This is a genomic window from Marinomonas sp. GJ51-14, assembly GCF_055808695.1.
In genome coordinates this window covers 1,147,308-1,171,516 of the sequence record NZ_CM147879.1, presented here as the reverse complement: position 1 = coordinate 1,171,516, position 24,209 = coordinate 1,147,308, and the positions used below count along the sequence as shown (strand labels likewise).

The 24,209-nt window shown below is 40.9% G+C and carries 19 protein-coding genes and 2 pseudogenes; 12 read left to right on the top strand and 9 right to left on the bottom strand.

What is annotated here, in order from left to right:
- Positions 1-258: 258 nt before the first annotated feature.
- The 6 genes and pseudogenes from AC0L3Y_RS05740 to AC0L3Y_RS05715 all read left to right on the top strand — a co-directional run bounded on the left by AC0L3Y_RS05740 (position 259) and on the right by AC0L3Y_RS05715 (position 8,233).
- Positions 259-780 (top strand): TRAP transporter small permease subunit, encoded by a 522-nt coding sequence (locus AC0L3Y_RS05740; protein WP_473469795.1) that lies wholly within the window; start codon positions 259-261, stop codon positions 778-780.
- The gene (locus AC0L3Y_RS05735) at positions 780-2,168 is read left to right on the top strand and encodes a TRAP transporter large permease (protein ID WP_473469793.1); all 1,389 of its coding nucleotides are present in this window, start codon (positions 780-782) and stop codon (positions 2,166-2,168) included. Before AC0L3Y_RS05740 ends, AC0L3Y_RS05735 begins: the two co-directional genes overlap by 1 nt.
- 56 nt (positions 2,169-2,224) lie before the next feature.
- Positions 2,225-3,184, top strand: a complete 960-nt coding sequence (locus AC0L3Y_RS05730) for an NADPH:quinone reductase (RefSeq protein WP_473469790.1) — start codon at positions 2,225-2,227, stop codon at positions 3,182-3,184.
- A gap of 136 nt (positions 3,185-3,320) precedes the next feature.
- On the top strand, positions 3,321-4,094 hold the full coding sequence (locus AC0L3Y_RS05725; protein ID WP_473469787.1) for an AraC family transcriptional regulator: 774 nt from the start codon (positions 3,321-3,323) through the stop codon (positions 4,092-4,094).
- A 304-nt stretch (positions 4,095-4,398) separates the two neighbouring features.
- Positions 4,399-7,520, top strand: a pseudogene (gene putA, locus AC0L3Y_RS05720) (bifunctional proline dehydrogenase/L-glutamate gamma-semialdehyde dehydrogenase PutA).
- 14 nt (positions 7,521-7,534) lie between these two features.
- Positions 7,535-8,233 carry a 1-pyrroline-5-carboxylate dehydrogenase gene (locus AC0L3Y_RS05715; RefSeq protein WP_473469785.1) on the top strand — a complete coding sequence of 233 codons (699 nt, stop codon included), beginning with the start codon at positions 7,535-7,537 and terminating at the stop codon, positions 8,231-8,233.
- 119 nt (positions 8,234-8,352) lie between these two features.
- Here AC0L3Y_RS05715 and AC0L3Y_RS05710 read toward each other — a convergent pair.
- The 5 genes and pseudogenes from AC0L3Y_RS05710 to AC0L3Y_RS05690 form a co-directional block, all read right to left on the bottom strand.
- Positions 8,353-9,467 (bottom strand): annotated as a pseudogene (locus tag AC0L3Y_RS05710) (TRAP transporter substrate-binding protein).
- 219 nt (positions 9,468-9,686) lie between these two features.
- Positions 9,687-10,799 (bottom strand): TRAP transporter substrate-binding protein, encoded by a 1,113-nt coding sequence (locus AC0L3Y_RS05705; RefSeq protein ID WP_473469782.1) that lies wholly within the window; start codon positions 10,797-10,799, stop codon positions 9,687-9,689.
- A 328-nt stretch (positions 10,800-11,127) separates the two neighbouring features.
- On the bottom strand, positions 11,128-12,240 hold the full coding sequence (locus AC0L3Y_RS05700; protein ID WP_473469780.1) for a TRAP transporter substrate-binding protein: 1,113 nt from the start codon (positions 12,238-12,240) through the stop codon (positions 11,128-11,130).
- A 138-nt stretch (positions 12,241-12,378) separates the two neighbouring features.
- Positions 12,379-13,491 carry a TRAP transporter substrate-binding protein gene (locus tag AC0L3Y_RS05695; RefSeq protein ID WP_473469778.1) on the bottom strand — a complete coding sequence of 371 codons (1,113 nt, stop codon included), beginning with the start codon at positions 13,489-13,491 and terminating at the stop codon, positions 12,379-12,381.
- Between the two features lie 309 nt (positions 13,492-13,800).
- The gene (locus AC0L3Y_RS05690) at positions 13,801-14,892 is read right to left on the bottom strand and encodes a Gfo/Idh/MocA family oxidoreductase (protein WP_473469775.1); all 1,092 of its coding nucleotides are present in this window, start codon (positions 14,890-14,892) and stop codon (positions 13,801-13,803) included.
- A gap of 127 nt (positions 14,893-15,019) precedes the next feature.
- Here AC0L3Y_RS05690 and AC0L3Y_RS05685 point away from each other — a divergent pair, with 127 nt between their 5' ends.
- On the top strand, positions 15,020-15,289 hold the full coding sequence (locus AC0L3Y_RS05685) for a CopG family ribbon-helix-helix protein (RefSeq protein WP_473469773.1): 270 nt from the start codon (positions 15,020-15,022) through the stop codon (positions 15,287-15,289).
- Positions 15,289-15,570 carry a type II toxin-antitoxin system RelE/ParE family toxin gene (locus tag AC0L3Y_RS05680; RefSeq protein WP_473469770.1) on the top strand — a complete coding sequence of 94 codons (282 nt, stop codon included), beginning with the start codon at positions 15,289-15,291 and terminating at the stop codon, positions 15,568-15,570. Before AC0L3Y_RS05685 ends, AC0L3Y_RS05680 begins: the two co-directional genes overlap by 1 nt.
- A gap of 8 nt (positions 15,571-15,578) precedes the next feature.
- Here the strand turns inward: AC0L3Y_RS05680 and AC0L3Y_RS05675 are convergent, their stop codons facing one another.
- Both AC0L3Y_RS05675 and uvrD read right to left on the bottom strand, forming a co-directional pair.
- Positions 15,579-16,325, bottom strand: coding sequence for a hypothetical protein (locus AC0L3Y_RS05675; protein WP_473469768.1), 747 nt, complete (start codon positions 16,323-16,325; stop codon positions 15,579-15,581).
- A 151-nt stretch (positions 16,326-16,476) separates the two neighbouring features.
- Complete coding sequence (gene uvrD, locus AC0L3Y_RS05670; protein WP_473469766.1) at positions 16,477-18,690, bottom strand: DNA helicase II; 2,214 nt, start codon at positions 18,688-18,690, stop codon at positions 16,477-16,479.
- Positions 18,691-18,876: 186 nt separating this feature from the next.
- On the opposite strand from uvrD, the gene AC0L3Y_RS05665 reads away from it, so the two are divergent.
- The 3 genes from AC0L3Y_RS05665 to AC0L3Y_RS05655 all read left to right on the top strand — a co-directional run bounded on the left by AC0L3Y_RS05665 (position 18,877) and on the right by AC0L3Y_RS05655 (position 21,356).
- Positions 18,877-19,071 carry a PA3496 family putative envelope integrity protein gene (locus AC0L3Y_RS05665; RefSeq protein ID WP_473469764.1) on the top strand — a complete coding sequence of 65 codons (195 nt, stop codon included), beginning with the start codon at positions 18,877-18,879 and terminating at the stop codon, positions 19,069-19,071.
- A gap of 295 nt (positions 19,072-19,366) precedes the next feature.
- Positions 19,367-20,563 carry an amino acid aminotransferase gene (locus AC0L3Y_RS05660; protein WP_473469762.1) on the top strand — a complete coding sequence of 399 codons (1,197 nt, stop codon included), beginning with the start codon at positions 19,367-19,369 and terminating at the stop codon, positions 20,561-20,563.
- 166 nt (positions 20,564-20,729) lie between these two features.
- Positions 20,730-21,356: a DsbA family protein gene (locus AC0L3Y_RS05655; RefSeq protein ID WP_473469760.1), complete on the top strand. Its 627-nt coding sequence runs from the start codon at positions 20,730-20,732 to the stop codon at positions 21,354-21,356.
- Positions 21,357-21,392: 36 nt separating this feature from the next.
- On the opposite strand, the gene AC0L3Y_RS05650 is transcribed toward AC0L3Y_RS05655, so the two are convergent.
- Both AC0L3Y_RS05650 and AC0L3Y_RS05645 read right to left on the bottom strand, forming a co-directional pair.
- Positions 21,393-21,947 carry a phosphatase PAP2 family protein gene (locus AC0L3Y_RS05650; protein ID WP_473470595.1) on the bottom strand — a complete coding sequence of 185 codons (555 nt, stop codon included), beginning with the start codon at positions 21,945-21,947 and terminating at the stop codon, positions 21,393-21,395.
- A gap of 11 nt (positions 21,948-21,958) precedes the next feature.
- Positions 21,959-22,216, bottom strand: a complete 258-nt coding sequence (locus tag AC0L3Y_RS05645; RefSeq protein ID WP_473469758.1) for a hypothetical protein — start codon at positions 22,214-22,216, stop codon at positions 21,959-21,961.
- Positions 22,217-22,551: 335 nt separating this feature from the next.
- On the opposite strand from AC0L3Y_RS05645, the gene eptA reads away from it, so the two are divergent.
- Positions 22,552-24,183, top strand: a complete 1,632-nt coding sequence (gene eptA / locus AC0L3Y_RS05640; protein ID WP_473469757.1) for a phosphoethanolamine--lipid A transferase EptA — start codon at positions 22,552-22,554, stop codon at positions 24,181-24,183.
- Positions 24,184-24,209: the final 26 nt, after the last annotated feature.

Sequence of the window (24,209 nt, the reverse complement as noted above, 5' to 3'; positions counted from 1 at the left end):
TTTGTAAAAGGAATGCCTTAGAAAAGTTTAAACACACTAATAACCGTTTTTTAGAATAAAGAGGGAAATTCTATTAATGAAAAGAGGTAATTACTCCCAAAATGCCACAAACAACCAATTGTATCCCTTTGAAATATTCACAAGCATTGCGTTATCCAATAGACTAGCCATCCGGAATTTTTCTACTCCATTACTCACTAGAAAGTACTGTCTAGAAAATTTTCGATAATAATGATTAAAAAACTGTGGGTATTTTTAATGTTTAACAAATTGGTCTGTGCGGCTGAGGCGATCTCTCATTACACGGGAAGATGCGTTGCTTGGCTTACGTTAATAATGATGATACTAACTTGTCTTGTCGTATTATTGCGTTATGGCTTTGATTTTGGCTCTATCGCGTTACAAGAATCCGTTCTCTATCTTCATGCTTTAGTATTCATGCTTGGTGCCGCTTATACTTTTAAAGATGATGAGCATGTGCGCGTTGATGTTTTTTACCGAGACTTTTCAGTGACTAAAAAAGCATGGGTAAATATTATTGGCGGTATTTTCTTTTTATTGCCTTTTACACTCTATACCGCTTATCTCAGTTTAGAATACGTAGGTGCATCTTGGAGAGTGTTAGAAACCTCTCAAGAACCAGGTGGCTTACCTTTTATCTATCTGCTTAAAACCCTTATTCCTCTCATGATGATAAGTCTTATTCTTCAAGGCTTAGCAGATATCATAAAAAATATTGGCGTAGTGAATGCAGCTCGAACCGCGAAAGGAATGAACTAATGGTTGAATTTATCCCCTTATGGCTTTTTGCTGGCGTGTGCGCTTGCTTGTTATTTGGTTACCCTGTTGCATTTTCATTAGGTGGCACCGCATTGATTTTCGCGGGTGTTGGCTCTCTTTTTGGTACATTTGATAGTGTTTTCTTGGAAGCTCTACCTAACCGCTTATTCGGTATTGTCCGTAATGAAACACTGATTGCTGTTCCATTATTTGTCCTCATGGGCGTGCTCTTAGAAAAATCCAAGCTCGCTGAAAAATTGCTTGAATCCATGGCAATGCTATTCGGCACTTTACGTGGTGGTTTAGGTATTTCGGTTATTTTGGTTGGCATGCTACTGGCTGCAAGTACCGGTATTGTCGGCGCAACGGTTGTTACAATGGGCATGATTTCATTGCCAACCATGTTACGTCGTGGCTATGACCCTGCATTAGCGACGGGGACAATTTGTGCCACTGGTACACTAGGACAAATCATTCCACCATCAATTGCTTTGGTTCTATTGGGCGATGTTATGTCCAATGCTTTTCAAAAAGCTCAACTGGATATGGGTATTTTTTCACCTAAAACCATCTCTGTTGGTGACTTGTTTGTTGGTGCCTTGATTCCAGGATTAATCCTTGTGAGTCTTTATATTCTTTATGTCATTCTTGTTGCTTGGTTACAACCTCATAAAGCACCTGCAGTTCCTCGAGAGGAATTACGTAATGGCTCAACAGAACCTTTAATCATCTTATTGCTGAAAGGTTTGATTCCACCTCTTGTACTTATTTTTGCGGTTCTTGGTTCTATCTTGAGCGGTATCGCAACACCAACTGAAGCAGCGGGAGTTGGCGCTTTAGGTGCAGCTCTGTTGGCTTGGGCAAGTGGTAAATTGAACTTTCCGACATTAAAAGACGCTGTGTACTCAACGACCAAGGTCACCTGTATGGTGTTTATGATCTTGATCGGTGCCTCTTTGTTCTCTTTGGTATTCCGTGGTTTTGGTGGAGAAGAGTTAATTCATGACTTCTTCTCTCAACTTCCTGGCGGTGTTGTCGGTGCGATGATTGTAGTGATGTTGCTAATGTTTTTCCTTGGCTTCATCTTAGACTTTATTGAAATTACTTTTGTTGTCGTACCGATTGTCGCTCCTGTTCTATTGGCAATGGGATTAGATCCGGTATGGCTCGGCATCATGATGGCCATTAACTTACAAACGTCATTCTTAACACCACCATTTGGTTTTGCTTTGTTCTACCTTCGAGGCGTAGCACCTCCAGAAGTGAAAACTCAGTCTATTTACAAAGGCGTATTACCTTTTATTATCATCCAACTATGTGTATTGGTCATGTTGGCTGTATGGCCTGAGTTGGCAACTTGGTTACCAGAACAAGTTTACGCAGACTAATAAATTGAACGACTCATGATACAAAAAATATAAATGTCTACAGTGAGGATCAGAAGATGAAAGCAATGCAAATGAAAGACTACGGACCTGCTAGCGCATTGACGCTGACAGAAACAAGTAAGCCGAAATTTAATGCGGATCAAATTCTGGTTCAAGTTGGCGCTGCTGGCGTGAACCCTGTGGATACTTATATCCGTTCAGGCACAAATAACTATTCAACCACTTTTCCTCATACTCCAGGTTTGGATGGTGCAGGAACCATTGTTGAATTAGGTGATCAAGTGACAGACTTTAAAGTAGGTCAACGGGTTTACTTTAGCCGTAACCTAACAGGCTCATCGGCTGAGTTTGCGGTTTGTGCAACCACTCATACTTACCCGCTAGCTGATGCTTTATCTTTTGAAGAAGGTGCTTGTTTAGGTATTCCTTATACTACAGCACATCGTGCTTTGTTTGGTCGTGCGAATGCAAAAGCAGGCGATAAAGTTTTGGTTCATGGAGCAACGGGGGCAGTTGGTATTGCCACTATTCAGTTAGCTCTATCTGCTGGAATGGATGTGGTTGCCAGTGCAGGGACACAAGCCGGAGCAAACTTACTCCGTGAGCAGGGTGTTGAAACTGTCATCATGCATAACGACGATAATCATCTTGCGCCATTCCAATCTTTGGAAAACGGTTTTGATGTGATTATCGAAATGTTGGCGAACCATAACTTAGACCAAGATTTAAAAGCCTTGGCTTTTGGTGGCTGCGTAGCCGTAATTGGTAACCGAGGCACAGTTGAGATTAATCCTCGCGACCTAATGGCACGTGATGCGTCTGTGATTGGTGTTGCGCTTGCGAACATTAAACCAAACGAGTTAGCCCTGATCGCAAAAGCATTACGACCTCTTTTTGAAAAAGGTGTATTAAAGCCAGTGATCCGTCATTGCTACGACTTAACAGAGCTAGCACAAGCTCATGAAGACGTTTTGAAATCAGGTGCTTTAGGTAATCTTGTGGTTCGTGTCGGCTGATACGGTATAAAAGAATACTGATTACAAGCAATAACACAGTAAACACGACGCTTTCACTCGAAACGTCGTGTTTATTTTTATTGCTAATGTTATAACGCGCTATACTTTCCATTTAATCTGTACAAAAGGTTTCTTTTTGACTCAGCCTGATTCTGACGTTTTCAGTTTGCCAACTGAAGCTCATGCACATGATCACGATTACCATCAATTGGTGGTTGTGCTTGATGGCAATACGGACTTCGATATCCAAGGTAAAGGCAAGCAGCTCCATACTGGCGAAGGTTGTATTCTTCCTTCAGCAAACAGCCACGCCTTCGCAGGACTGGGAGACAATCAGATCATGGTGGTAAATTTGCCGATTCCACCACAAAAAAGTATTACAGACGAAGAATACGAGGTAGTCTCACGCTTATTCGATCAAGCCGCCTATTTTCAGCTGAACCCTCGTTTACAGATATTGGCATCAGCTTTATCTGGTGAACTCCAGCAATACCCAAATGATTCTATTCTCGCTCGTGCCTGTGGTAATACCTTACTCAGTGCAATTCGTCATCAGATGAACAATAAAGACGTTCGTACTCGTGGTAATCATCTGGATATAGACAAACTCGATCAATTTATAGAGCTCAACTTATCCCGCAAAGTTCACATTGATCAACTAGCTAATTTCTGCTTTTTAAGCGTTAGCCAATTTCACGAACGCTTTAAAGATCGAACAGGAATGACACCTCACCAATATTTGATGCGCAAACGCTTAGAGCGCGCTCAAGATTTACTTCGAGATGGTTTCCCACCCATTCAAGTCGCAGAGATGTGTGGTTTCTCAAGCCAAAGTGCCATGACCAATGTTTTCTCCCAAACCTTAAACATCACACCACTTAAATACCAAAAACAATTCGGTAACCGTTAGTCTTTTTATAATAGAGTAAAACGCCCTATTTATAAGCATTTCCCACTTTCTCTACTGTTTTTTGCACAACAACAAAACACGCCTGATTTTATTCTTCCTCAGCCGGACTTTCTTATAAAAATACACGATTTTTTCGAAAGACAATGAATCCCCTCTGTCACTAAAGTGTCAGCATTATCCGGATATGCATTTTTCCACTTTCGCTGGTTAAAAAGTGGTCATAAAAATGCTTAATGCTCTATAACAATATGCGACCTTGGTAAAAAGCTAATCCGCTTTTTATGCAGCTCGGGAGAACCCAATCATGTTTAAAGCGATTGATGTGTTACAGCCAGAATTTATTCAAAAACCACTAAATGAATTATGGACGCTCATTTCCCCCTATATAAAGCGGATGAAGAAAGCTGGTTAAAAGAGCTTTTGCCTTTAGCAAAGCCTACTGAGCAAGAACTCGCTGACCACACTAACGCAGCGTCTCAATTGATAGCAGAAGTTCGTAAAGACGACGACAGTATGTCGATGATTGATGCGCTTTTGTTGGAATACAGTTTGGACACTAAAGAAGGCATTTTATTAATGTGCCTTGCTGAAGCCTTGATGCGCGTGCCAGACAAAGAAACTGCCGATGCTTTTATCAAGGATCGCTTAAGCGTTGCCGATTGGGCTTCCCACGCGAAAAACTCAGACTCTTTCTTCGTTAATGCCTCAACCTGGGGATTATTATTAACAGGCAAGATCGTCTCCATGGACGAAAACCAAGATGGCACACCAGCCAACCTTGTAAATCGCATGGTAAACCGTGTTTCTGAGCCTGTAATTCGTAAAGCGATGAACCAAGCTATGAAGATCATGGGTCATCAATTTGTACTGGGTCGTGATATCAAAGAAGCTTTGTCTCGCGGTAAAGGTTACCGAGACAAGGGTTACACCTATTCCTTTGACATGTTAGGTGAAGCGGCTCTAACCGCGGCAGACGCAGATAAATATTTGCGCTCTTACGAGCAGGCTGTTGAGTCTGTCGGTAAAGACACCTACTCAAAAGGCTATCGCCCAACTATTTCCATTAAGCTTTCTGCACTTCACCCACGCTATGAAATTGGTTGTGAAGAACGCGTCATGACAGAGCTTTTCGATAGCGTAAAAGGCTTAATCACCAAAGCTCGTGAATTGAATGTCGGCATCACCATAGATGCAGAAGAAGCAGACCGTCTAGAGCTTTCTCTAAACTTATTTGAAAAGCTTTATCGTGATGAAACCACTCGTGGCTGGGGATTATTCGGTCTTGTTGTTCAGGCGTACTCTAAACGTGCTCTACCGGTTTTAGCATGGCTTGCAGCATTGGCGAAAGAACAAGGCGATCTCATTCCCGTTCGCCTTGTAAAAGGTGCTTATTGGGATTCTGAAATCAAGCTTTGCCAGCAACGTGGCATCAATGGCTATCCTGTTTATACTCGTAAAGAAGCGACTGACGTTTCTTACCTTGCCTGCGCACATTTCCTTTTGAGCGAACATACTCGCGCGAACATTTTTCCACAGTTTGCCAGCCATAACGCCCACACAATCGCGACAATACATTGTTTAGCGAATCAGCTTGGCGCTACGTCAAAAGAGTTTGAATTCCAGCGTTTACACGGTATGGGGGATGCACTCTATAACCATTTAATAAAAGAAAACGATATCTGTGTCCGTATTTATGCGCCTGTAGGCAGCCATAAAGATTTACTTCCTTACTTGGTACGTCGTCTTCTAGAAAATGGTGCTAACAGTTCTTTTGTACATCGCTTAATTGATGCCAGTTACCCAATCTCTGATTTGGTAGATCACCCTGTGACGACATTGGAAAGCCGTAAATCATTAGCGAACCCGCACATTAATTTACCTGCAAATTTGTTTGATGATCGTAAAAATTCATTCGGTCCAAACATCGAAATCGCTTCTGAGTGGACTCCGTTCAAAGCAAAAATAGACGCTTTCATGGAGCAAGACACGCAATGGCGCGCCTTCCCGATTGTGGGTGGTGAAAAAATTGAAACGGGACACACTCATTCCATTTTAAGCCCTTACGATCACAGCCAAGCGGCAGGACAAATTGACTGGGCTGATGCAGCGACTGTTAGCAAAGCCATTGACCTTGCTGAAGCTGCATTTCCTGTTTGGTCAGCACGCCCAGCAACAGAACGAGCGGATTGTTTGGATCGCGCAGCGGACTTGATGGAAGAAAACTACGCGGAGCTCATGGCTCTTTGCCATCGTGAAGCGGGTAAAACTATTCAAGACAGCATTGACGAAGTACGAGAAGCAGTGGATTTCTGTCGTTATTATGCACAGCAAGCACGTAGCCATTTTGCAACGCCAACCGCTTACATCGATTTCTTAGGTCAGGCGAAACAAGCACAACTTAAAGGCCGTGGTGTTTTCACTTGTATTAGCCCTTGGAACTTCCCATTAGCTATTTTTACCGGCCAAGTAGTTGCCGCGCTTGTCGTCGGTAATACTGTTGTTGCAAAACCCGCTGAACAAACCAGCTTAATTGCCTTTCGTGCCATTGAATTGCTTCATCAAGCAGGTATCCCGACAGATGTGCTTCACCTTCTTCCTGGTGATGGCGCGACTGTCGGTGCACCGTTAACCAGCGATAAGCGTATTGCTGGCTTGGCGTTTACTGGTTCAACCGGAACAGCACAATTGATCAACCGCACTTTAGCTGCACGTGGTGTGGCTCCGGTTCCTGTGATTGCTGAAACCGGTGGTCAAAATGCCATGTTGGTTGATTCAACCTCTTTACCAGAACAAGTCGTACGTGATGCCGTTCGCTCCGCGTTTGCGTCAGCTGGTCAGCGCTGTTCTGCTTTGCGTGTTTTGTTTGTACAAGAAGATATTGCCGACCGAGTCATTCCAATGATTAAGGGCGCAATGCAAGAACAAGCCGTTGGTTTACCTTATTTGCACAGCACGGATGTTGGCCCTGTTATCGATAAGAAAGCACAAACCATGTTGCTTGATCATATTGAATACATGAAAACAGCAGGTAAATTGATTGCACAAACGACTTTGCCTGAATTTGCAGACAAAGGCACTTATGTTGCGCCAACTGCTTTTGAAATCGCTAGCATTGATCAATTAACGGACGAGAAATTCGGCCCAATCCTTCATGTAATTCGCTACAAGGCTCGCGATCTAAATAAGATCATCGACACGATTAACAATTCAGGTTTTGGTCTGACGCTTGGTGTGCATAGTCGTAACGAAACAACTTGTGCCAACATTGCAAGCCGAGCTCGCGTTGGCAACCTGTACATTAACCGCGACCAAGTCGGTGCCGTTGTTGGTGTGCAACCATTTGGTGGCCAAGGTTTGTCTGGCACTGGGCCAAAAGCAGGCGGCCCACATTACTTACAACGCTTCGCCATTGAGCAAGACCTTTAAGGGGAGACAACATTATGACAATCGTACAACCTATCCAAATTCAGGTCGCTCAAAATGTCTTCGAAGCATGGGACAAAATTGGCGTCACCGGTCGTGCTGAAAAGCTAGAAAAAGCCCTTGCTGCTTTTTCTGATAATCAAGGCAAAATGGCACAATGGCAAATCGATAACGCCAAGCAAGAAATTGCTGAAACTCGCGTTATGCCAGGGCCAACAGGCGAACGTAACGAGCTTTCTAGCCAAGGCCGTGGGCCATTTCTTTGTACATCTCTTCTTAAGAGCGAAGAAGTTGATTCTGAAAAAGAAAATATTGGCTTAGTAGGTCAGATTTTTACGGCACTTATTGCGGGCAATCCAGTGATCACTGTTGGTCAAGCGGGCCAAGACATCATGGATAAAATCAGCCCGTATGTTGCAGAAGGCGTAATCCAGAATATCGCTGATTCAGCACTGGATTCTTTGATTGAAGCAGATCACCTTGCTGGTGTTGCTACATTGTGTGATGACACGCAAGCACAACAGTTAAGTCAACGACTTGCAGCAAAAGGCGGATTAATCTGTCAATTGATCGAAGAAACCGACAGCGAGCACCTGAGCGCCATTACGAAGCCGCACTATTTATTGCGATTTGTGACGGAACGTACTGTATCGAACAACACCACAGCCATTGGTGGTAACGCAACCTTACTTGAACTGGGTAGCATGAACGATTAAAAATCAGACTTAATTAACTGTATTTTTAAAAAAGATAGATACAAAAAAGCCCCTTGAACGCCTCACTTCAATTCAGAGTCATTCAGGGGGCTTTTTTATAAACTGACATTGCGTTTTACTTACTCAACTTCTCGAGCATTGATGTAAGCACGTTCAGATACTTCATGCCACGCGCTAGCACCTTACTGTTGAAATCTTTGAATGAGTTGTAGACCTTTTGGCTCATTGGATCCGCTGCAGCTACTTCATCCAATGTTTCTGCTGCTGCCGCTTTTAAAGCGACCAGAACTTCTCTTGGAAAAGGTTTCAAAACAACATTGTGTTCATTCAATAAGCTTTCTAGTGCGGCATTGTTACGTGCCGTAAACTCGTCCAACATCACGGCATTAGCTTGGCGAGTTGCCGCACGAACGATCGACTGAAGGTCTTTAGGTAACGCTTCAAATGCGTCTTTATTAAAAAGCGCTTCCATAGTTGAACCTGGCTCATGCCAACCTGGGAAGTAGTAATACTTCGCAGCTTTATGCAAACCAAATGCTAGGTCATTGTAAGGACCAACCCATTCTGTCGCATCAATCGTACCTGTTTGCAAAGCAGTAAAGATTTCACCGCCAGGTAAGTTAACTGGTGTACCACCTACTTTTTTAAGTACTTCACCGCCAAGACCCGGAAGACGCATTTTTAGGCCTTGAAAATCTTCTAGGGAATTTATCTCTTTATTGAACCAACCACCCATTTGCACACCAGTGTTACCAGCTGCCATAGGAATCAAGTTGAATGGTTCATAAAGCTCTTCCCACAATTCAAGACCACCACCATTATGAAGCCAAGAATTCATCTCTTGAGCAGTAAAGCCAAAAGGAACTGCTGAGAAAAATTGTGCAGCAGGTGCTTTGCCTTTCCAATAAAAGGCACCACCATGCCCCATTTGAGCAGTACCGCGAGAAACAGCATCAAAGACTTCAAGCGCAGGAACCAGCTCACCAGCCGCATACACTTTAACATTCAAACGACCACCGGACATTTCTGTAATACTGTTCGCTAAACCCTCAGCCCCCGTACCTAGGCCAGGAAAGTTTTTAGGCCAAGTTGTCACCATCTTCCAATTAATGACTTCCGCTTGAGCATTTACCTTAGCTGTATCTTCTGCTTTATCAGAGCCACCACACGCTACCAATGTAGCCGTCGCTAAACCAACTAAGGTCAGCTTTTCCCACAATTTTATTTTATTCATGTTTTTTTAATCCCTTAGAAGACGAGTTAGATTTATTGTTATTTAATGCTACGCTTTCCAGCAAAGTCGATCACACTGCCCTAACAGCACAATTCGGCTCCGTATTATGAATAGGCCTTGGCACTTTTATCAAATAAAAAAGCTCCGTTATCAAAAATAACGGAGCTTTTTAGCTATTAAATCAATGGTTTGTTATAAAACCATAATCATGAATAATACTTAATCAACTTCTCGAGCATTGATATAAGCACGCTCTGACACTTCATGCCATGCGCGAACTTTACTACCAAAGTCTTTAAATGAGTCATAGACTTTCTGACTCATTGGGTCTTCTGCAGCAACTTCTTCTAATGTTTCTTCTGATGCTTTCTTCAATGCTGATAAAACGTCAGCAGGGAAAGGCTTCAAAACAACATTATGTTCATTCACAAGTGTTTGTAGTGCAGAGTTATTGAGTGCGGTGAACTCATCTAACATTTCTGCATTAGCTTGACGTGTCGCTGAACGAACGATCATTTGTAAGTCTTTTGGTAAAGCTTCAAATGCTTCTTTGTTGAAAATAGCTTCCATTGTGGAACCCGGCTCATGCCAACCTGGGTAGTAGTAAAACTTAGCAGCCTTGTACAAACCAAACGCTAGGTCATTATAAGGGCCAACCCATTCCGTCGCATCAATTGCACCAGTTTGCAAAGAAGTAAAGATTTCACCACCTGGCAAGTTAATTGGTGTACCACCTACTTTTTTAAGTACTTCACCACCAAGACCTGGAATACGCATTTTCAGACCTTGGAAGTCAGCAAGAGAGTTAATCTCTTTGTTAAACCACCCACCCATTTGAACGCCTGTATTACCAGCAGCCATAGGAATCAAGTTAAATGGCGCATAGATTTCTTCCCATAGTTTTAAACCGCCACCATGGTGAATCCAAGAGTTAATTTCTTGTGCAGTGAAGCCAAAAGGAACTGCTGTAAAGAACTGCGCTGCAGGAGCTTTACCTTTCCAGTAATATGCTGCGCCATGGCCCATTTCTGCAGTACCACGAGAAACGGCATCAAAAACTTCAAGAGGTGGAACTAACTCACCAGCCGCATAAACTTTAATATTTAAACGACCATTCGACATTTCACTAATGTTCTTTGCAAGACTCTCAGCACCCGTCCCTAAACCGGGAAAGTTCTTTGGCCAAGTTGTCACCATTTTCCAATTAATGACGTCCGTTTTTTTATCTACTTTAGCAGTGTCTTCTGCTTTATCAGAACCACCACATGCCACCAAAGTAGCTGTCGCTAAACCGACTAACGCCAGCTTGCTCCATGTTTTAATTTTCTTCATTACTTATCCCTCGGGAGACTAGTTTTCATTATTTTTATTGTTCAGCACTTAACGCTCTACGATGCCTTTTAATACGACCCTAATCGTACAAATCGAATCCTCCAAATAAGGACAGATATCGGTTTTTTAGACACATTTTATGCACTAAGTTAATGAGATAGTATGGATTGATGCTTCAGCTCTCAAGCGATTTTTTGTTTTTTTTGTCATCTATGACAATTCCCCCTATGACACCAAAAACAAAAAAGCCGCGTCATCTAAAATAACGCGGCTTTTGAAAAGCTTAATAATTTACTTATGTTAGTAAACTATAAGCGGCATATAACACTTAATCAATTGCTCGAGCATTAATATAAGCTCGTTCAGACACTTCATGCCATGCATTTACTTTATTGCCAAAATCTTTAAATGAGTCATACACTTTCTGGCTCATTGGGTCTTCTGCTGCGACTTCTGCCACTGTTTCTTCTGCTGCTTTTTTCAATGCAAATAAGACATCGGCAGGGAAAGGCTTCAAGATAACATTGTGCTCATTCACTAGCGTTTGTAATGCTTCATTATTCAATGCCGTGAACTCATCCAACATCTCAGCGTTCGCTTGGCGAATAGCAGAACGCACAATCAACTGCATGTCTTTTGGCAAAGCATTGAAAGCGTCTTTGTTAAATAAGACTTCCATTGCGGAACCTGGCTCGTGCCAACCTGGGTAATAATAGTATTTCGCCGCTTTATACAAGCCAAACGCTAGATCGTTATATGGACCAACCCATTCAGTCGCATCAATAGTCCCAGTTTGTAGAGCATTGAAAATCTCCCCACCCGGCAAGTTAATAGGGGTCGCGCCAACTTTCTTAAGCACTTCACCACCTAAACCTGGCATACGCATTTTCAAGCCTTGGAAATCTTCCAGAGAATTAATCTCTTTATTGAACCAACCACCCATTTGCACACCTGCGTTACCAGCAACCATAGGAAGTAAGTTAAAAGGCTCATAGATCTCTTCCCATAATGCCAACCCCCCACCATGGTGAATCCAAGAATTCATTTCCTGTGCCGTTAAGCCGAAAGGTACTGCTGTAAAGAATTGGGCTGCAGGCACTTTACCTTTCCAATAATAAGACGCGCCGTGGCCAATTTCTGCAGTACCACGAGAAACGGCATCAAATACTTCTAACGCAGGAACTAATTCCCCAGCAGCATAAACTTTGATGTTTAATCGGCCATTCGTCATTTCTGTAATGTTTTTAGCTAGTGCTTCTGCGCCTGTACCCAAAACAGGATAGTTTTTTGGCCAAGTTGTCACCATTTTCCAATGAATAACATCGGCTTTTTTCTCAACGCTGGCAGTGTCTTCTGATTTTTCAGATCCACCACAGGCCACCAGAGCAATAGCAGTCAAACCAGTTAATACCAATTTACTCCACGCTTTTATTGTTATCATTATTGATTCCTCAGGAAACGAATTTCCACTATCTCAATGCATTTGTCTGAACGTAAAGAAGCCCTATTATCTAGGATAAAAGGGTTTCTACAGATCAATGGTCCACCTAATTAAGCCAACCTTAAAGAAGGTTTTAACTTAATCGTCTGCTCGTGCATTAATAAAGGCACGTTCAGAAACATCATGCCATTTAGACACAGACCCTAAGAAGCTTTTGAATGAATCATATACTTTTTGGCTCTGTGGATCATTGGCTGCGACCTCTTCCAGTGTTTCATAAGATGCTTTCTTCAAAGCTTCTAAAAGATCTGTTGGGTAAGCTTTCAATGTGACATTGTGTTCTTCTAATAATGTTTGCAAAGCAGCATTGTTACGTGCAGTAAACTCACTAATCATGTCAAGATTACCTTGCTTAACCGCTGTACGTACAATCGCTTGTAAATCATTAGGTAGTGCATTGAAAGCATCTTTATTAAAAATGGCTTCAACCGCTGAACCAGGCTCATGCCAACCAGGGTAATAATAGTATTTCGCTGTTTTATACAAACCAAACGCTAGATCATTGTATGGGCCAACCCATTCAGTGGCATCAATCGTACCAGTTTGCAAAGCGGTAAAAATTTCACTGCCTGGAAGGTTCACTGGCGTCGCACCTACTTTCTTAAGTACTTCACCGCCAAGACCTGGCATACGCATTTTCAAACCTTGGAAGTCAGCAAGAGAATTAATTTCTCTGTTAAACCAACCACCCATTTGCGAACCTGGGTTACCAGCAAGCATAGGGATCAAATTGAATGGTTCGTAAACTTCTTCCCATAATTCAGCACCGCCGCCGAAATAAATCCAAGCGTTAAGCTCTTGAGCAGTCAAACCAAAAGGCACAGTCGTGAAAAACTGAGCAGCAGGGACTTTACCTTTCCAGTAATAAGATGCCGAATGGCCCATTTCTGCAGTACCACGAGACACAGCATCAAACACTTCTAACGCTGGAACCAATTCACCAGATGCATAAACTTTAATATCTAAACGACCGTTAGACATTTCTTTGATGTTTTTAGCCAGTGCTTCTGCACCGGTACCCAAGCCTGGGTAGTTTTTCGGCCAAGTCGTTACCATTTTCCAATGAATCGTCTCAGCTTTTTGTTCCACTTTAGCTGTTTCTTCTGCTTTCTCTGATCCACCACAAGCGACCAACGACAAAGCTAATAAACTGGCGACCGCCAACTTACCTAATACCATTACATTACGCATTTTTTCCCTCAGGAAGACAGTTACTAAATATAAAAAATGGACCTGCTTCTATGGCATGTAAAAATGATGCTTGCATCAAAAATGCCCTGATATGATCAATAAAAGGCGCGCCCTAAACACAACCTATTATTGTATTTTTATTATGGAATCAGACAGACAGTTATCCTTAGATAATTGCCCTTCAATGTATAAAACATGTAAAGGGCAAGAGATGATAAGAATTGCGGTAATTTAGCTCAACCCTTTTCAATGAAAAAAGTTCTTATTTAGTTAATAATCGCCTTTTTAATGACATTAGAAGTAAAGTAACTAAATATTAGCAACATAATTCCAAGGCAAACGCTGTCCGCTTTTTGCAGACTCTTCAGCTAGGCACAATCCATAAACCAACTGGCAAGCATCCTCCATCGAAACAGGCGCTTCTCCCTTACACAAAATAGCATCACGCAACTGTGCGTAAAACGCAGCGTAACTGCCATGTGTCGGTTCCTCTTCAATCATTTCAATCAAATCAGATGTTGACGCAACAAATCGTTTATTAGACTGCTCAACCGCTTTAGAAGGAAACGCGTCTTCCCAAGGCATTTGCCCAGCTCGCAGTGCGTCTTCCTGTGGATCTAAACCAACACATTGCCAACTGCCTTTGGTAAATCGAGCATTGAATCGACGCATGTCACCGGCTTCAAACGAACTGTGACCAAGGCGAATACGTTTATCGCCATAACCTAACTCTATTTCAAAGGTATCCGCTGTCTGTCCACCTTCTCGCAACGCATCAATGCTTGCTTGAATCCAATCTGGCTTTCCTAACAAGTTCAACATTTGATCCAATAAATGCGGACCAAGATCCCAAAAAATCCCAGCACCAACGCCTGGCTCTTCCCGCCACCTCACCTGAGGAACAGGACGAAAACGATCAAAGCGAGACTCTAACTGTTTAAACTCACCTAACTCGCCACCAGCAATTAACGCCTTCAAACGCTGAAAGTCGCCATCAAAACGACGATTTTGATACACACAAAACACCAGGCCTTTTTGCTTGGCTAGGATACAAAGCGCTTCTATTTCTTCAACACTGGTTACAGATGGTTTTTCTAATAAAACATGCTTACCATTTTCAAGCGCTTGTTTTGCTTGATCAAAATGCACCTTATTAGGTGTCGTGATCACCACCAAATCTACATCATTCGCTAGAAAAATCGCTTCCGCAGATGACACCACAACGACATCTGGCGCACTCCAATCAGATGCACTCCAATCAGATAAAGTAGCCTTCACTTCCTCTGGCTTGGAACTGCAAACATACGCCATTTCCATATGGGCATCATTCACCACAAAAGGCGCATGAAAAATACGCCCAGACAAACCAAAACCAATCAAACCTACTCGAACCGCCGCCATGCCCACTCCTATTATTTTTGTATTTAAAAACAGTCTACAGACTAAAAATAGAATTTGCTTCAAGCAAAACTGAAAAAGTAAACTATACTGTATTACAATGTATTTTTCATAAAGAGGTACCTAAACGATGAGTGTAACAACAGTAAGGTTGCAAGCAGAAACCGAACAACATTTAGAAGCGCTAGCGAATAAGCTTCAACGCAGTAAAGGTTGGGTTATCAACCAAGCACTAAACGAATACATAGAAAAACAACAACTAGAACAAGACCGTTGGAAACAAACACTAGAAGCAATGGAATCAGCCACACAAGGGAAGGTTGTAGACGCAAGTGAAGTTCATGAATGGCTAAACAGCTGGGGAACTGAAAACGAACAGGACGCACCGAGGGTTAAATAATGAAATTGGTTTACACGGAAGAAGCCATTGCAGACTTAAAACGTCTACGAGAATTCATCACCCTTCATAATCCGATAGCGTCAGCGAAAGTCGCTAAAGAACTTGTAGAAAAAATAACACTGCTTCCTGACTTTCCTCATATTGGCCTACCTGTTAAGCAAGCACCTTTACCAGACTCAGTTAGAGACATGATATTTGGAAGTTATATCGTTCGTTACTCAATTCATAGAAATACCGTAATCATTTTGCGGGTCTGGCATGGACTAGAAAACGAGAGGTAGATGAAAAACTAATTTTCAAGTAACTCAGCACTCAGTAAGTCAATTTCTCGAATTATCTGAGGAAGTAGCTTAGATTGACGGTCGTATTCTCGTTCAATAAATAAAAGTACACTTTGCTTTGGATAAACACCCTTTCTGTAGGTGAATTCTTCAAAATTCCAACTATAAATATTTTCATCTGGCCCTTTTAAGTTATATGTTAATTGAGCACTGATATTTGACCAATGCTTAGTATGGTTCCCCCAAGCCATGAAGTATTTATAATCGTCACCTTTAGTATATTCTATGAGTAAGCTATGGAGGTTTTCATACTCAAGTTTATTTTTAAGATTTTCTTTTAGTCTATATAGGCTAATTAAATTCTCTGGTATAAGAGTTCTCTGTATATTTTCCAAATTGAGGCAGAAATAGACTACATGAGCTAGCAAATCAGAATTACTATGCAAATTTCTTAACAGTGCATTAATATGAGCCTCACACCCAATTTTGAATTCATATTCTTTTGATGTGTGACCATCACCATCTCCCCCTCCCAAAGCTCTAAAAACCAAACCTTCGTCTATTGCTCCCTCTTTTTTTAGTTTAATCAAATGTTCTTGATGGAGACGTTTAAATTCTTGATAGTGATACCGACAATAAGCTTGATTCTGAGAAATTGAGGTCAACGGTTGTATTGATTTTTTCAAGTATTCTTCATCAAACTGACGACGTAATCTGTCCACTAGCCCTGAAAAGTCCCATGTTTCAGTCATCATATGTCCTTATAAAATTTTTCTACTTAAACGCAATCAATAATTATCACTGGATTCATAACAAACAAGATGAAAGGGAGCATTTATGCAGACGCGTTGAGCTTGCGAAACAGGCGCAAATAAATACTCTCTTTCATCTCATTACAACCAAAGCTTAAATCACTTCTAGCTTAGCGAAAGACAATACCAGCCATTTACTGCCTTCATCATCAAAGTTAACCTGCACTCGAGCCTGTGGGCCTTGGCCTTCGTAGTTGATAACCAAGCCTTCGCCAAACACTGGGTGATTAACACGATCACCCATGTTAACGGTAACCTCTGGCGCTTTATAAGCGTTCAATACATTGCTGTTTTGCAGCTTATTCTTTTCAAGTTGATAATCTGGACGTTGCATAGAAACTGGACGACTGACTTGAGATCGCAGGCGAACTTCTTCCAAACACTCAGGTGGAATCTCTTTGATAAAGCGAGAAGGACTGTTAAAAGATTCACTGCCAAACAAACGACGTGACTCCGCATAGGTGATGTAGAGTTTTTCCATCGCGCGAGTAATGCCTACATAACAAAGGCGACGCTCTTCTTCGAGTCGACCCGGTTCTTCGAAAGACATTTTGCTTGGGAAGAGGTTTTCTTCTACCCCTGTTAAAAACACCAATGGGAATTCTAGACCTTTTGCCGAGTGAAGCGTCATCAACTGAACCGCATCTTGGTATTCGTCTGCCTGAGCATCACCTGCGTCTAACACCGCCTTATCAAGGAACGCCATTAGCGGTGAACTGAATTCTTCGTCTTCATCATTCCAACTAAAACCACCCGCTGCGCCGACCAACTCTTTTAAGTTTTCGATACGCGCTTCGCCTTTTTCACCCTTTTCTTTTTCGTGGAAAGGAATCAAACCCGCTTCTTCAATGATCTGCTCAAAAATATCATTCAAGTTCAAATCTGGCTGCTGTACCGTGGTGCTTAAGCCTTCGATAAGATGTAAAAACAACTTAATGGCATTGGTTGCTCTCGCAGGCATTAATGACTGACTAACAACTTCTTGAGCTGCTTTCCACATAGAACAACCATGATCACGAGCAAATTCCCGTAAGGTGCCAATGCTACGTTCGCCAATACCACGAGGCGGCACGTTTACCACTCGTTCCATCGCGCCGTCATCATTAGGGTCCAACGCCAAACGCGCATACGCCAAGGCGTTTTTAATTTCTAAACGATCATAGAATCTGTGTCCACCATAAATACGATAAGCAATCTGTTCCCTAACAAGGCATTCCTCTATCACTCGTGACTGAGCATTTGAGCGATATAAAATCGCCATGTCCGTTAAAGATGTGCCTTTGTCGCGCCATTGCTTAATGATGCCAAGGATAAAGCGAGCTTCATCTTGTTCATTAAAACCTGCGTAAAGGGAAATCGGATCACCTTCACCACTATCAGTCCAAAGTTCTTTACCAAGACGATCATCATTGTGTTTGATCAAACCGTTGGCCGCATTAAGAATGTGTCCTGTGGAGCGGTAGTTTTGCTCCAATCGAATAGTACCAACATCTTTAAAATCTTTGGTGAAGCTTTGGATATTCTCAATCTTCGCACCACGCCAACCATAAATAGACTGATCGTCATCACCTACGGCAGTAATAGTACCTTGATCACCAACCATGATACGCAACCAAGCGTATTGAATTGTGTTGGTATCTTGAAACTCGTCCACCAGCACGTGACGGAAACGATCTTGATAATGACGCAACAATGCTGGAGTACTTAGCATTAACTCATGAGCACGCAGTAGCAGCTCACCAAAGTCTAATAAACCGCCACGCTCACAGGCTTCTTCATAATGGTAGTAAAGTTCGCGCATGCCTTTTGAGAAAGGATCATGGCTGTCTGGTACATGTGCAGCACGACGACCTTCATCTTTTTGAGCATTGATAAACCAAGACACTTGTTTTGGCGGCCAGCGGGTATCATCAATATTAAGTTGTCGCATGATTCGTTTTATTAAGCGAAGTTGGTCATCACTGTCCATGATCTGGAAGTTTTCTTTCAATCCAGCATCACGCCAATGAGCACGCAATAGCCGATGCGCCAAACCGTGGAAAGTCCCTACCCACATACCTTGTGGCGGTACACCAACCAATTCTTCTATACGACCCTGCATTTCACGAGCCGCTTTGTTGGTAAAGGTTACGGCCATTAAACTGTAAGGTGATAATTCGTATGCGTGCATTAGCCATGCAATTCTATGTACTAATACGCGGGTTTTCCCTGACCCAGCACCCGCCAAAACAAGGCTATTTTGCAACGGCGCCGCTACGGCTTCTCGTTGCTTGTCATTCAATGAGTCGAGGATAAAAGAAACGTCCATTACATTCCGCCATGGTTAATTAATTTTTTTGTCATAAAAAACACGTAAAAAGAGATTGATTTTTGATCGATTTCCGTTTTTTATTAACTTGAAAATGAGTTGTCTGTCTATTTTGACTTTTTTCAACTGCCGATGACAGTGATCTATGCATTTCATCTGTTATTGCAAAGCCAAAAGGGTATTACGATGAGTGATTTTTACGAAACTTTAACCGAAGTAAAAACTGATATTATTCATGCATCTATCAGCTTGGATAATGAAAAAAAAGAACAAAATCAAAAGGATGATGCTTCTCGCATGCTCAGAGCACGACGTGCCATAGAACAGCATTTAGAAGAAAAACGTCTACATCATAATATATCGAATGGTTGGGATGATTAAATTCATTTAACCTAAAAGTTACGATTAATATAAAAGTACAGATTTGACCAATTGATTAAATCTGTACTATTTATTACTCAAAAAAGTACATCTCACTCTATCCGTATTGTGGGCTATGTCTTTTTTTTACCTTACAAAAACCCACTGAATGAAAAAAAACGCCATTTTATACACCGATTAAACGCCCTTTTCCTATAGCTTATAGCGGTTACTGGCGTCTTGGAGTACCATACTGCTCAGATTTTTACGTATCTTAATCCATAATAAAAAAACAAATAACCTTCATGGAGTTACCATGTTTGAACATATCCAAGCTGCTCCTGCAGACCCAATACTTGGTCTAAACGACGCTTATAAAAATGACACCAACCCAAATAAAATTAATTTGGGTGTTGGTGTTTATAAAGATGAGCAAGGTAATACACCTATTCTAAAGGCTGTTAAACAAGCTGAAGAGCGTTTGTTGGCTCAAGAAGTAACGAAAAGTTACCTTAGTATGGAAGGTGCGCCAGCTTATCGAACCGCTGTACAAAAGCTTTTATTTGGTAATGGTCACAACATCATTACTAAACAGCTGGCTCAAACAGCCCATACACCAGGCGGAACAGGTGCATTGCGCGTTGCAGCAGAATTCATTAAAAAGCACTTACCAGAAGCCACTATTTGGGTCAGTAACCCAACTTGGGCAAATCACCAGTCTGTTTTTCAATCTGTCGGTTTGGAAGTTGGTAGCTATGCATATTACGATGCTAACAACAAGTCTTTGGACTTCGAAGCGTTACTCGCAAGTTTGTCTCAAATCCCAGAAGGTGATGTAGTTTTATTCCATGGTTGCTGCCACAACCCAACTGGGGTCGACCCGACACCAGAGCAGTGGTACCAACTCGCTAAGCTTTGTAGTAAACAAGGTTTCTTACCTTTGTTTGATTTTGCTTATCAAGGTTTTGGCCAAAACTTAACGGACGATGCGCAAGGATTACGTACCTTTTTAGAACATGTTCCTGAAATGCTTATTGCCAGTTCATTCTCAAAGAATTTTGGCTTATATAACGAACGTGTTGGCGCACTAACAATAGTATGTGAGACAGCAGAGCAAGCTGAAACAGCTTTTACTCAAGTAAAACGTTGTATCCGTACAAATTACTCAAATCCACCTTCTCATGGTTCTGCTGTTGTCGCAGAAATTCTTAACGATCCAGAATTATATGCTTTATGGGAAAGCGAACTAAAAGACATGCGCCTACGTATTCATGAAATGCGCAGTTTGTTTGTAAATACACTACGAGCAAAAGGAGTGAGCCAAGACTTCTCGTTTATTTCTCAACAACAAGGTATGTTCTCTTTTTCTGGGTTAACGCCAGATCAAGTCGCTCAACTACGTAAAGACTACGGTATTTATATTGTCGGTTCGGGTCGTATCAGTGTTGCTGGTATGACACACAATAATATGGAACCACTTTGTAATGCGATTGCAGCGATACTAAAAAGCTAAAACGTAACAATCTAAAGTTGTTTATAAAAACGGTTAACTCTCTGCTTTTCCAGAAACAGAGTTAGCCGTTTTTTTATACCTGTAGCCTTTAGCTTATTGTTTTATGGTCAAAGACACTGTTACCTTATGGGACTATTTTTATATGAATTCAATAATGGAGCCGTCAATGACTGCCACACTGATTTATTGCTATGACCCAATGTGCAGCTGGTGTTGGGGATTTAGCCCTACTTGGACAAAGCTACAACAATCCCTGCAAGGATTAATTGATTCAGACCAATTGACTATCCAGCCAATGTTAGGAGGTTTAGCGATTGACTCCGATGTACCAATGCCCGAGGGTATGAAAGCCAATCTTGAAAGCACTTGGAAAAATATTCAAACAACGCTAGGTACAGAGTTCAATTTTGACTTCTGGCGTACTGCATCACCTCGTCGTTCTACTTACCCCGCTTGTAGGGCTTGTTTTGTTGCGAGAGATGTTGGTTTAGAAGAAGAAATGTACCACGAAATTCAAAAGGCCTATTACCTTGAAGCGAAAAACCCATCGGATATAGATACATTAACAGGATGTGCAGAGCACATAGGTCTAAAGGCAGAAAGCTTTCAGAAAGCCATGTCACACGTTAAAAACAAAAAGCTCCTCGAAGACGAAATAGAGCAAGCAAGGCACCTTGGTTTAAACTCTTTCCCTTCCTTAGCCTTACTTATCGGAGACAGGCTCACTCCTATTCAATTAGATTATAAAAATCACACTAGTATGTTGGAGGCAATAAAAAAGGCGCTTTCTTAGCGCCTTTTTCGTTTTTAATAAAGCTTACTCAATAAATCATTTAATCAAAATATAACCTTTTATAGCTCGAAATAGCGCAGCTGCAGCAACAACGTAGAGTAAAGGTAAAGCTAATTCATAGTCATTACCTTCTATGAACACCATAATACATGCAATAACAAACAAACTCAGTGTAAATAAATGCACATAAGCACATACACCAGCTTTCCATTTACTTGTAATAATCATGCCAGCTACGCCTATTACAATACCTAAAGAACCACCAACCAAAACATCCATTGGCCAATGCACACCAATCAATACTCGACTTAAAGCCACCATCACGGCAATAACAATTATAGTCGCTTTTAAATACCAATTTTTAATATAACAAAAACAAATACTTGCCAATAGAAAAGCCGTTAAGCTGTGACCAGAAGGAAAACTACGAGTTTTATAAGCCTTCCCTAATAAATTAAAGGTTTCCGGGTCAAGTATCGCTGGCGGACGAGGCATAGCAAAATAATCTTTCAGTAAATTAACAATAATAGCTCCTAATAAACTGGTAAATAATACGGTCCAATGAAAGCGAATATTGCGACAGGAAAACAATAAAACCAAAGTTAATAAAAAATGCCATCACCGAAAACGGTTATATTCTCTAATAAAATCACAGGAACATAGGGAGTAAGACTATTAATCTCAATAAAAGCATATTGATACCCACTAATAGAATATCCAGCAATCGCCACCACAGATAAAGCAATAGCAATAAGCAGCAATATTTGAACACTTGGCTGGCAAATGGTTATTTCAGTTGCTTTCGCTTGATCTAACAAAGATTTGTAGTTCGTGGATATTTTAGTGAGATGGCAACGCATATAAGAAAGTCCTATTTCTAATAAACCAAGATGGTTTAACGTAATAAATGTGCATTAAAGTTGCACTAAAGGACACATTTTATACATATAAGATGAAAAATAAATGAAATATTCATAAAAGATATAAAAAAAGGAAATATCAGATTTTTTTGTGTTTTTATATTAATATGTGTAAGCAATAGATTTTACACAAGATTCATCTTTCATCACGATAGATAAAAAATAGTTCAATAGTAGAGGGCGCTACTTAATGCTTTATTTATACTCACTGCTGAATGGCAACTGTCCCTCACAAAATAACCCTCGAATTAAGATCAATAGGAATACACTCTCTAATGAAAAGTAATTCACCTTCCTTTACTAAAATTATGATGAATTTACGCTCCACTTTAAAATATTTTTCTCGTACCAAACTCAGCACATCAACTTTTGTTGTTTTAGCTATATTGCTTAATACAGCGCTATATAACTGGCCTTTACTATCATTTATGTTGGATAACCTAGACGCTCGAAGTTGGAATGGTATTCAGACATTGATTACAGTTTTTGCCATTGTATATCTAGTAACGTCTCTTGTTTTTTATAGCTTATTTATTATATCTAGGCGTCTAGGAAAAGCAGTTTGTGTGGTGTTGGCTTTAAGTAACTCTTTAGCCGTTTATTTCGTAGTGACTTATAACGTGATTCTAGATAAGTCTATGATGGGGAATATTCTTAATACACAACTTTCTGAATCGGAACAATTTTTAAGTCCTAAACTAGTCATCTATTTCATTATCTTAGGCTTGATTCCTGCTTGGTTAATCATTCGAACCTCTATCACAAAAACACATCGTTTTAGATTATTCGTACATTTGCTTATTTCTGTAGTCATCACTTTTTCATGGGCTTGGGTATCTGCAAACAATTGGCTTTGGATAGATAAACATGCAAAGAAACTTGGTGGGATGATCATGCCTTGGTCATATGTAGGCAATGTCATTCGCTTTCATAATGAGCAATCCAAACAGAATATTGTACAAACACTATTACCTGATGCGATTTTCAATTCAAACGAAAAAACAGTCGTTGTGTTAGTTATTGGAGAATCAGCAAGAGCAGAGAATTTCTCACTTTATGGCTATAAAAAACAAACAAATCCACTACTCTCAGCTTCTGATGTAATTACATTGAAAAATGCAACATCTTGTTCCAGTTACACAACAGCATCTGTAAAATGTATTTTGTCACACGTTAATCCAAGTGGTCCTTTTTCTAAAAACTTCGAACCATTACCTAGCTATTTACAACGACAAGGTGTTGACGTTATTTGGCGTACTAAAAACTGGGGAGAAGCACCAATTAAGGTTTCAAGTTACTTAAAGTCCAGAGATTTAAAGAAAGAATGTAAAGGAACAGAGTGTAATTACGATGGTGTTTTATTAACAAATCTAACAGAACAAATCAAAGCATCAGATAAACAGAAAGTCTTTGTTGTGTTGCATCAAACTGGCAGTCATGGTCCTTCTTATCACAGTAAGTATCCGAGTAACTTTGAAGTATTTAAACCTGTTTGTCGCTCTGTAGAACTAAATAACTGTACTCAGGAAGAGCTGGTAAACGCTTACGATAATACCATTTTGTACAACGATTACTTTTTAGACCAACTAAGATTGTCACTGAAAACACTTGAGAATACTTCAAGTGCCTATTTGTATGTTTCCGATCATGGTGAGTCTTTAGGAGAAGGTGGTATTTACCTACACGGAACCCCTTACTCCATTGCACCAGAACAACAATTGAAAGTACCTTTTCTTGTTTGGATGTCCCAAACCTTTATTGATCAAAAGCATATATCTATCGATAAATTAAAGGCACGAGAAGAAACCACTCAAGCGAATGTGTTCCATAGTGTGATGGGGGCATTTGATATGGGAAGTGAAATTTATAATAAAGATTTAGATATGTTTAACACAGCAGCTGAATAAAGATTGCTTTAGTAGAATAGGGCTAA

Excerpts from the sequence above, each read along its gene's own strand:
- uvrD (WP_473469766.1), bottom strand. The coding sequence starts at position 18,690 with ATGGACGTTTCTTTTATCCTCGACTCATTGAATGACAAGCAACGAGAA.
- AC0L3Y_RS05695 (WP_473469778.1), bottom strand. The coding sequence starts at position 13,491 with ATGCGTAATGTAATGGTATTAGGTAAGTTGGCGGTCGCCAGTTTATTA.
- AC0L3Y_RS05730 (WP_473469790.1), top strand. The coding sequence starts at position 2,225 with ATGAAAGCAATGCAAATGAAAGACTACGGACCTGCTAGCGCATTGACG.
- AC0L3Y_RS05645 (WP_473469758.1), bottom strand. The coding sequence starts at position 22,216 with ATGCGTTGCCATCTCACTAAAATATCCACGAACTACAAATCTTTGTTA.
- AC0L3Y_RS05675 (WP_473469768.1), bottom strand. The coding sequence starts at position 16,325 with ATGATGACTGAAACATGGGACTTTTCAGGGCTAGTGGACAGATTACGT.
- AC0L3Y_RS05680 (WP_473469770.1), top strand. The coding sequence starts at position 15,289 with ATGAAATTGGTTTACACGGAAGAAGCCATTGCAGACTTAAAACGTCTA.
- AC0L3Y_RS05715 (WP_473469785.1), top strand. The coding sequence starts at position 7,535 with ATGACAATCGTACAACCTATCCAAATTCAGGTCGCTCAAAATGTCTTC.
- AC0L3Y_RS05660 (WP_473469762.1), top strand. The coding sequence starts at position 19,367 with ATGTTTGAACATATCCAAGCTGCTCCTGCAGACCCAATACTTGGTCTA.
- eptA (WP_473469757.1), top strand. The coding sequence starts at position 22,552 with ATGAAAAGTAATTCACCTTCCTTTACTAAAATTATGATGAATTTACGC.
- AC0L3Y_RS05740 (WP_473469795.1), top strand. The coding sequence starts at position 259 with ATGTTTAACAAATTGGTCTGTGCGGCTGAGGCGATCTCTCATTACACG.
- AC0L3Y_RS05665 (WP_473469764.1), top strand. The coding sequence starts at position 18,877 with ATGAGTGATTTTTACGAAACTTTAACCGAAGTAAAAACTGATATTATT.
- AC0L3Y_RS05735 (WP_473469793.1), top strand. The coding sequence starts at position 780 with ATGGTTGAATTTATCCCCTTATGGCTTTTTGCTGGCGTGTGCGCTTGC.
- AC0L3Y_RS05705 (WP_473469782.1), bottom strand. The coding sequence starts at position 10,799 with ATGAAGAAAATTAAAACATGGAGCAAGCTGGCGTTAGTCGGTTTAGCG.
- AC0L3Y_RS05700 (WP_473469780.1), bottom strand. The coding sequence starts at position 12,240 with ATGATAACAATAAAAGCGTGGAGTAAATTGGTATTAACTGGTTTGACT.
- AC0L3Y_RS05655 (WP_473469760.1), top strand. The coding sequence starts at position 20,730 with ATGACTGCCACACTGATTTATTGCTATGACCCAATGTGCAGCTGGTGT.
- AC0L3Y_RS05685 (WP_473469773.1), top strand. The coding sequence starts at position 15,020 with ATGAGTGTAACAACAGTAAGGTTGCAAGCAGAAACCGAACAACATTTA.
- AC0L3Y_RS05690 (WP_473469775.1), bottom strand. The coding sequence starts at position 14,892 with ATGGCGGCGGTTCGAGTAGGTTTGATTGGTTTTGGTTTGTCTGGGCGT.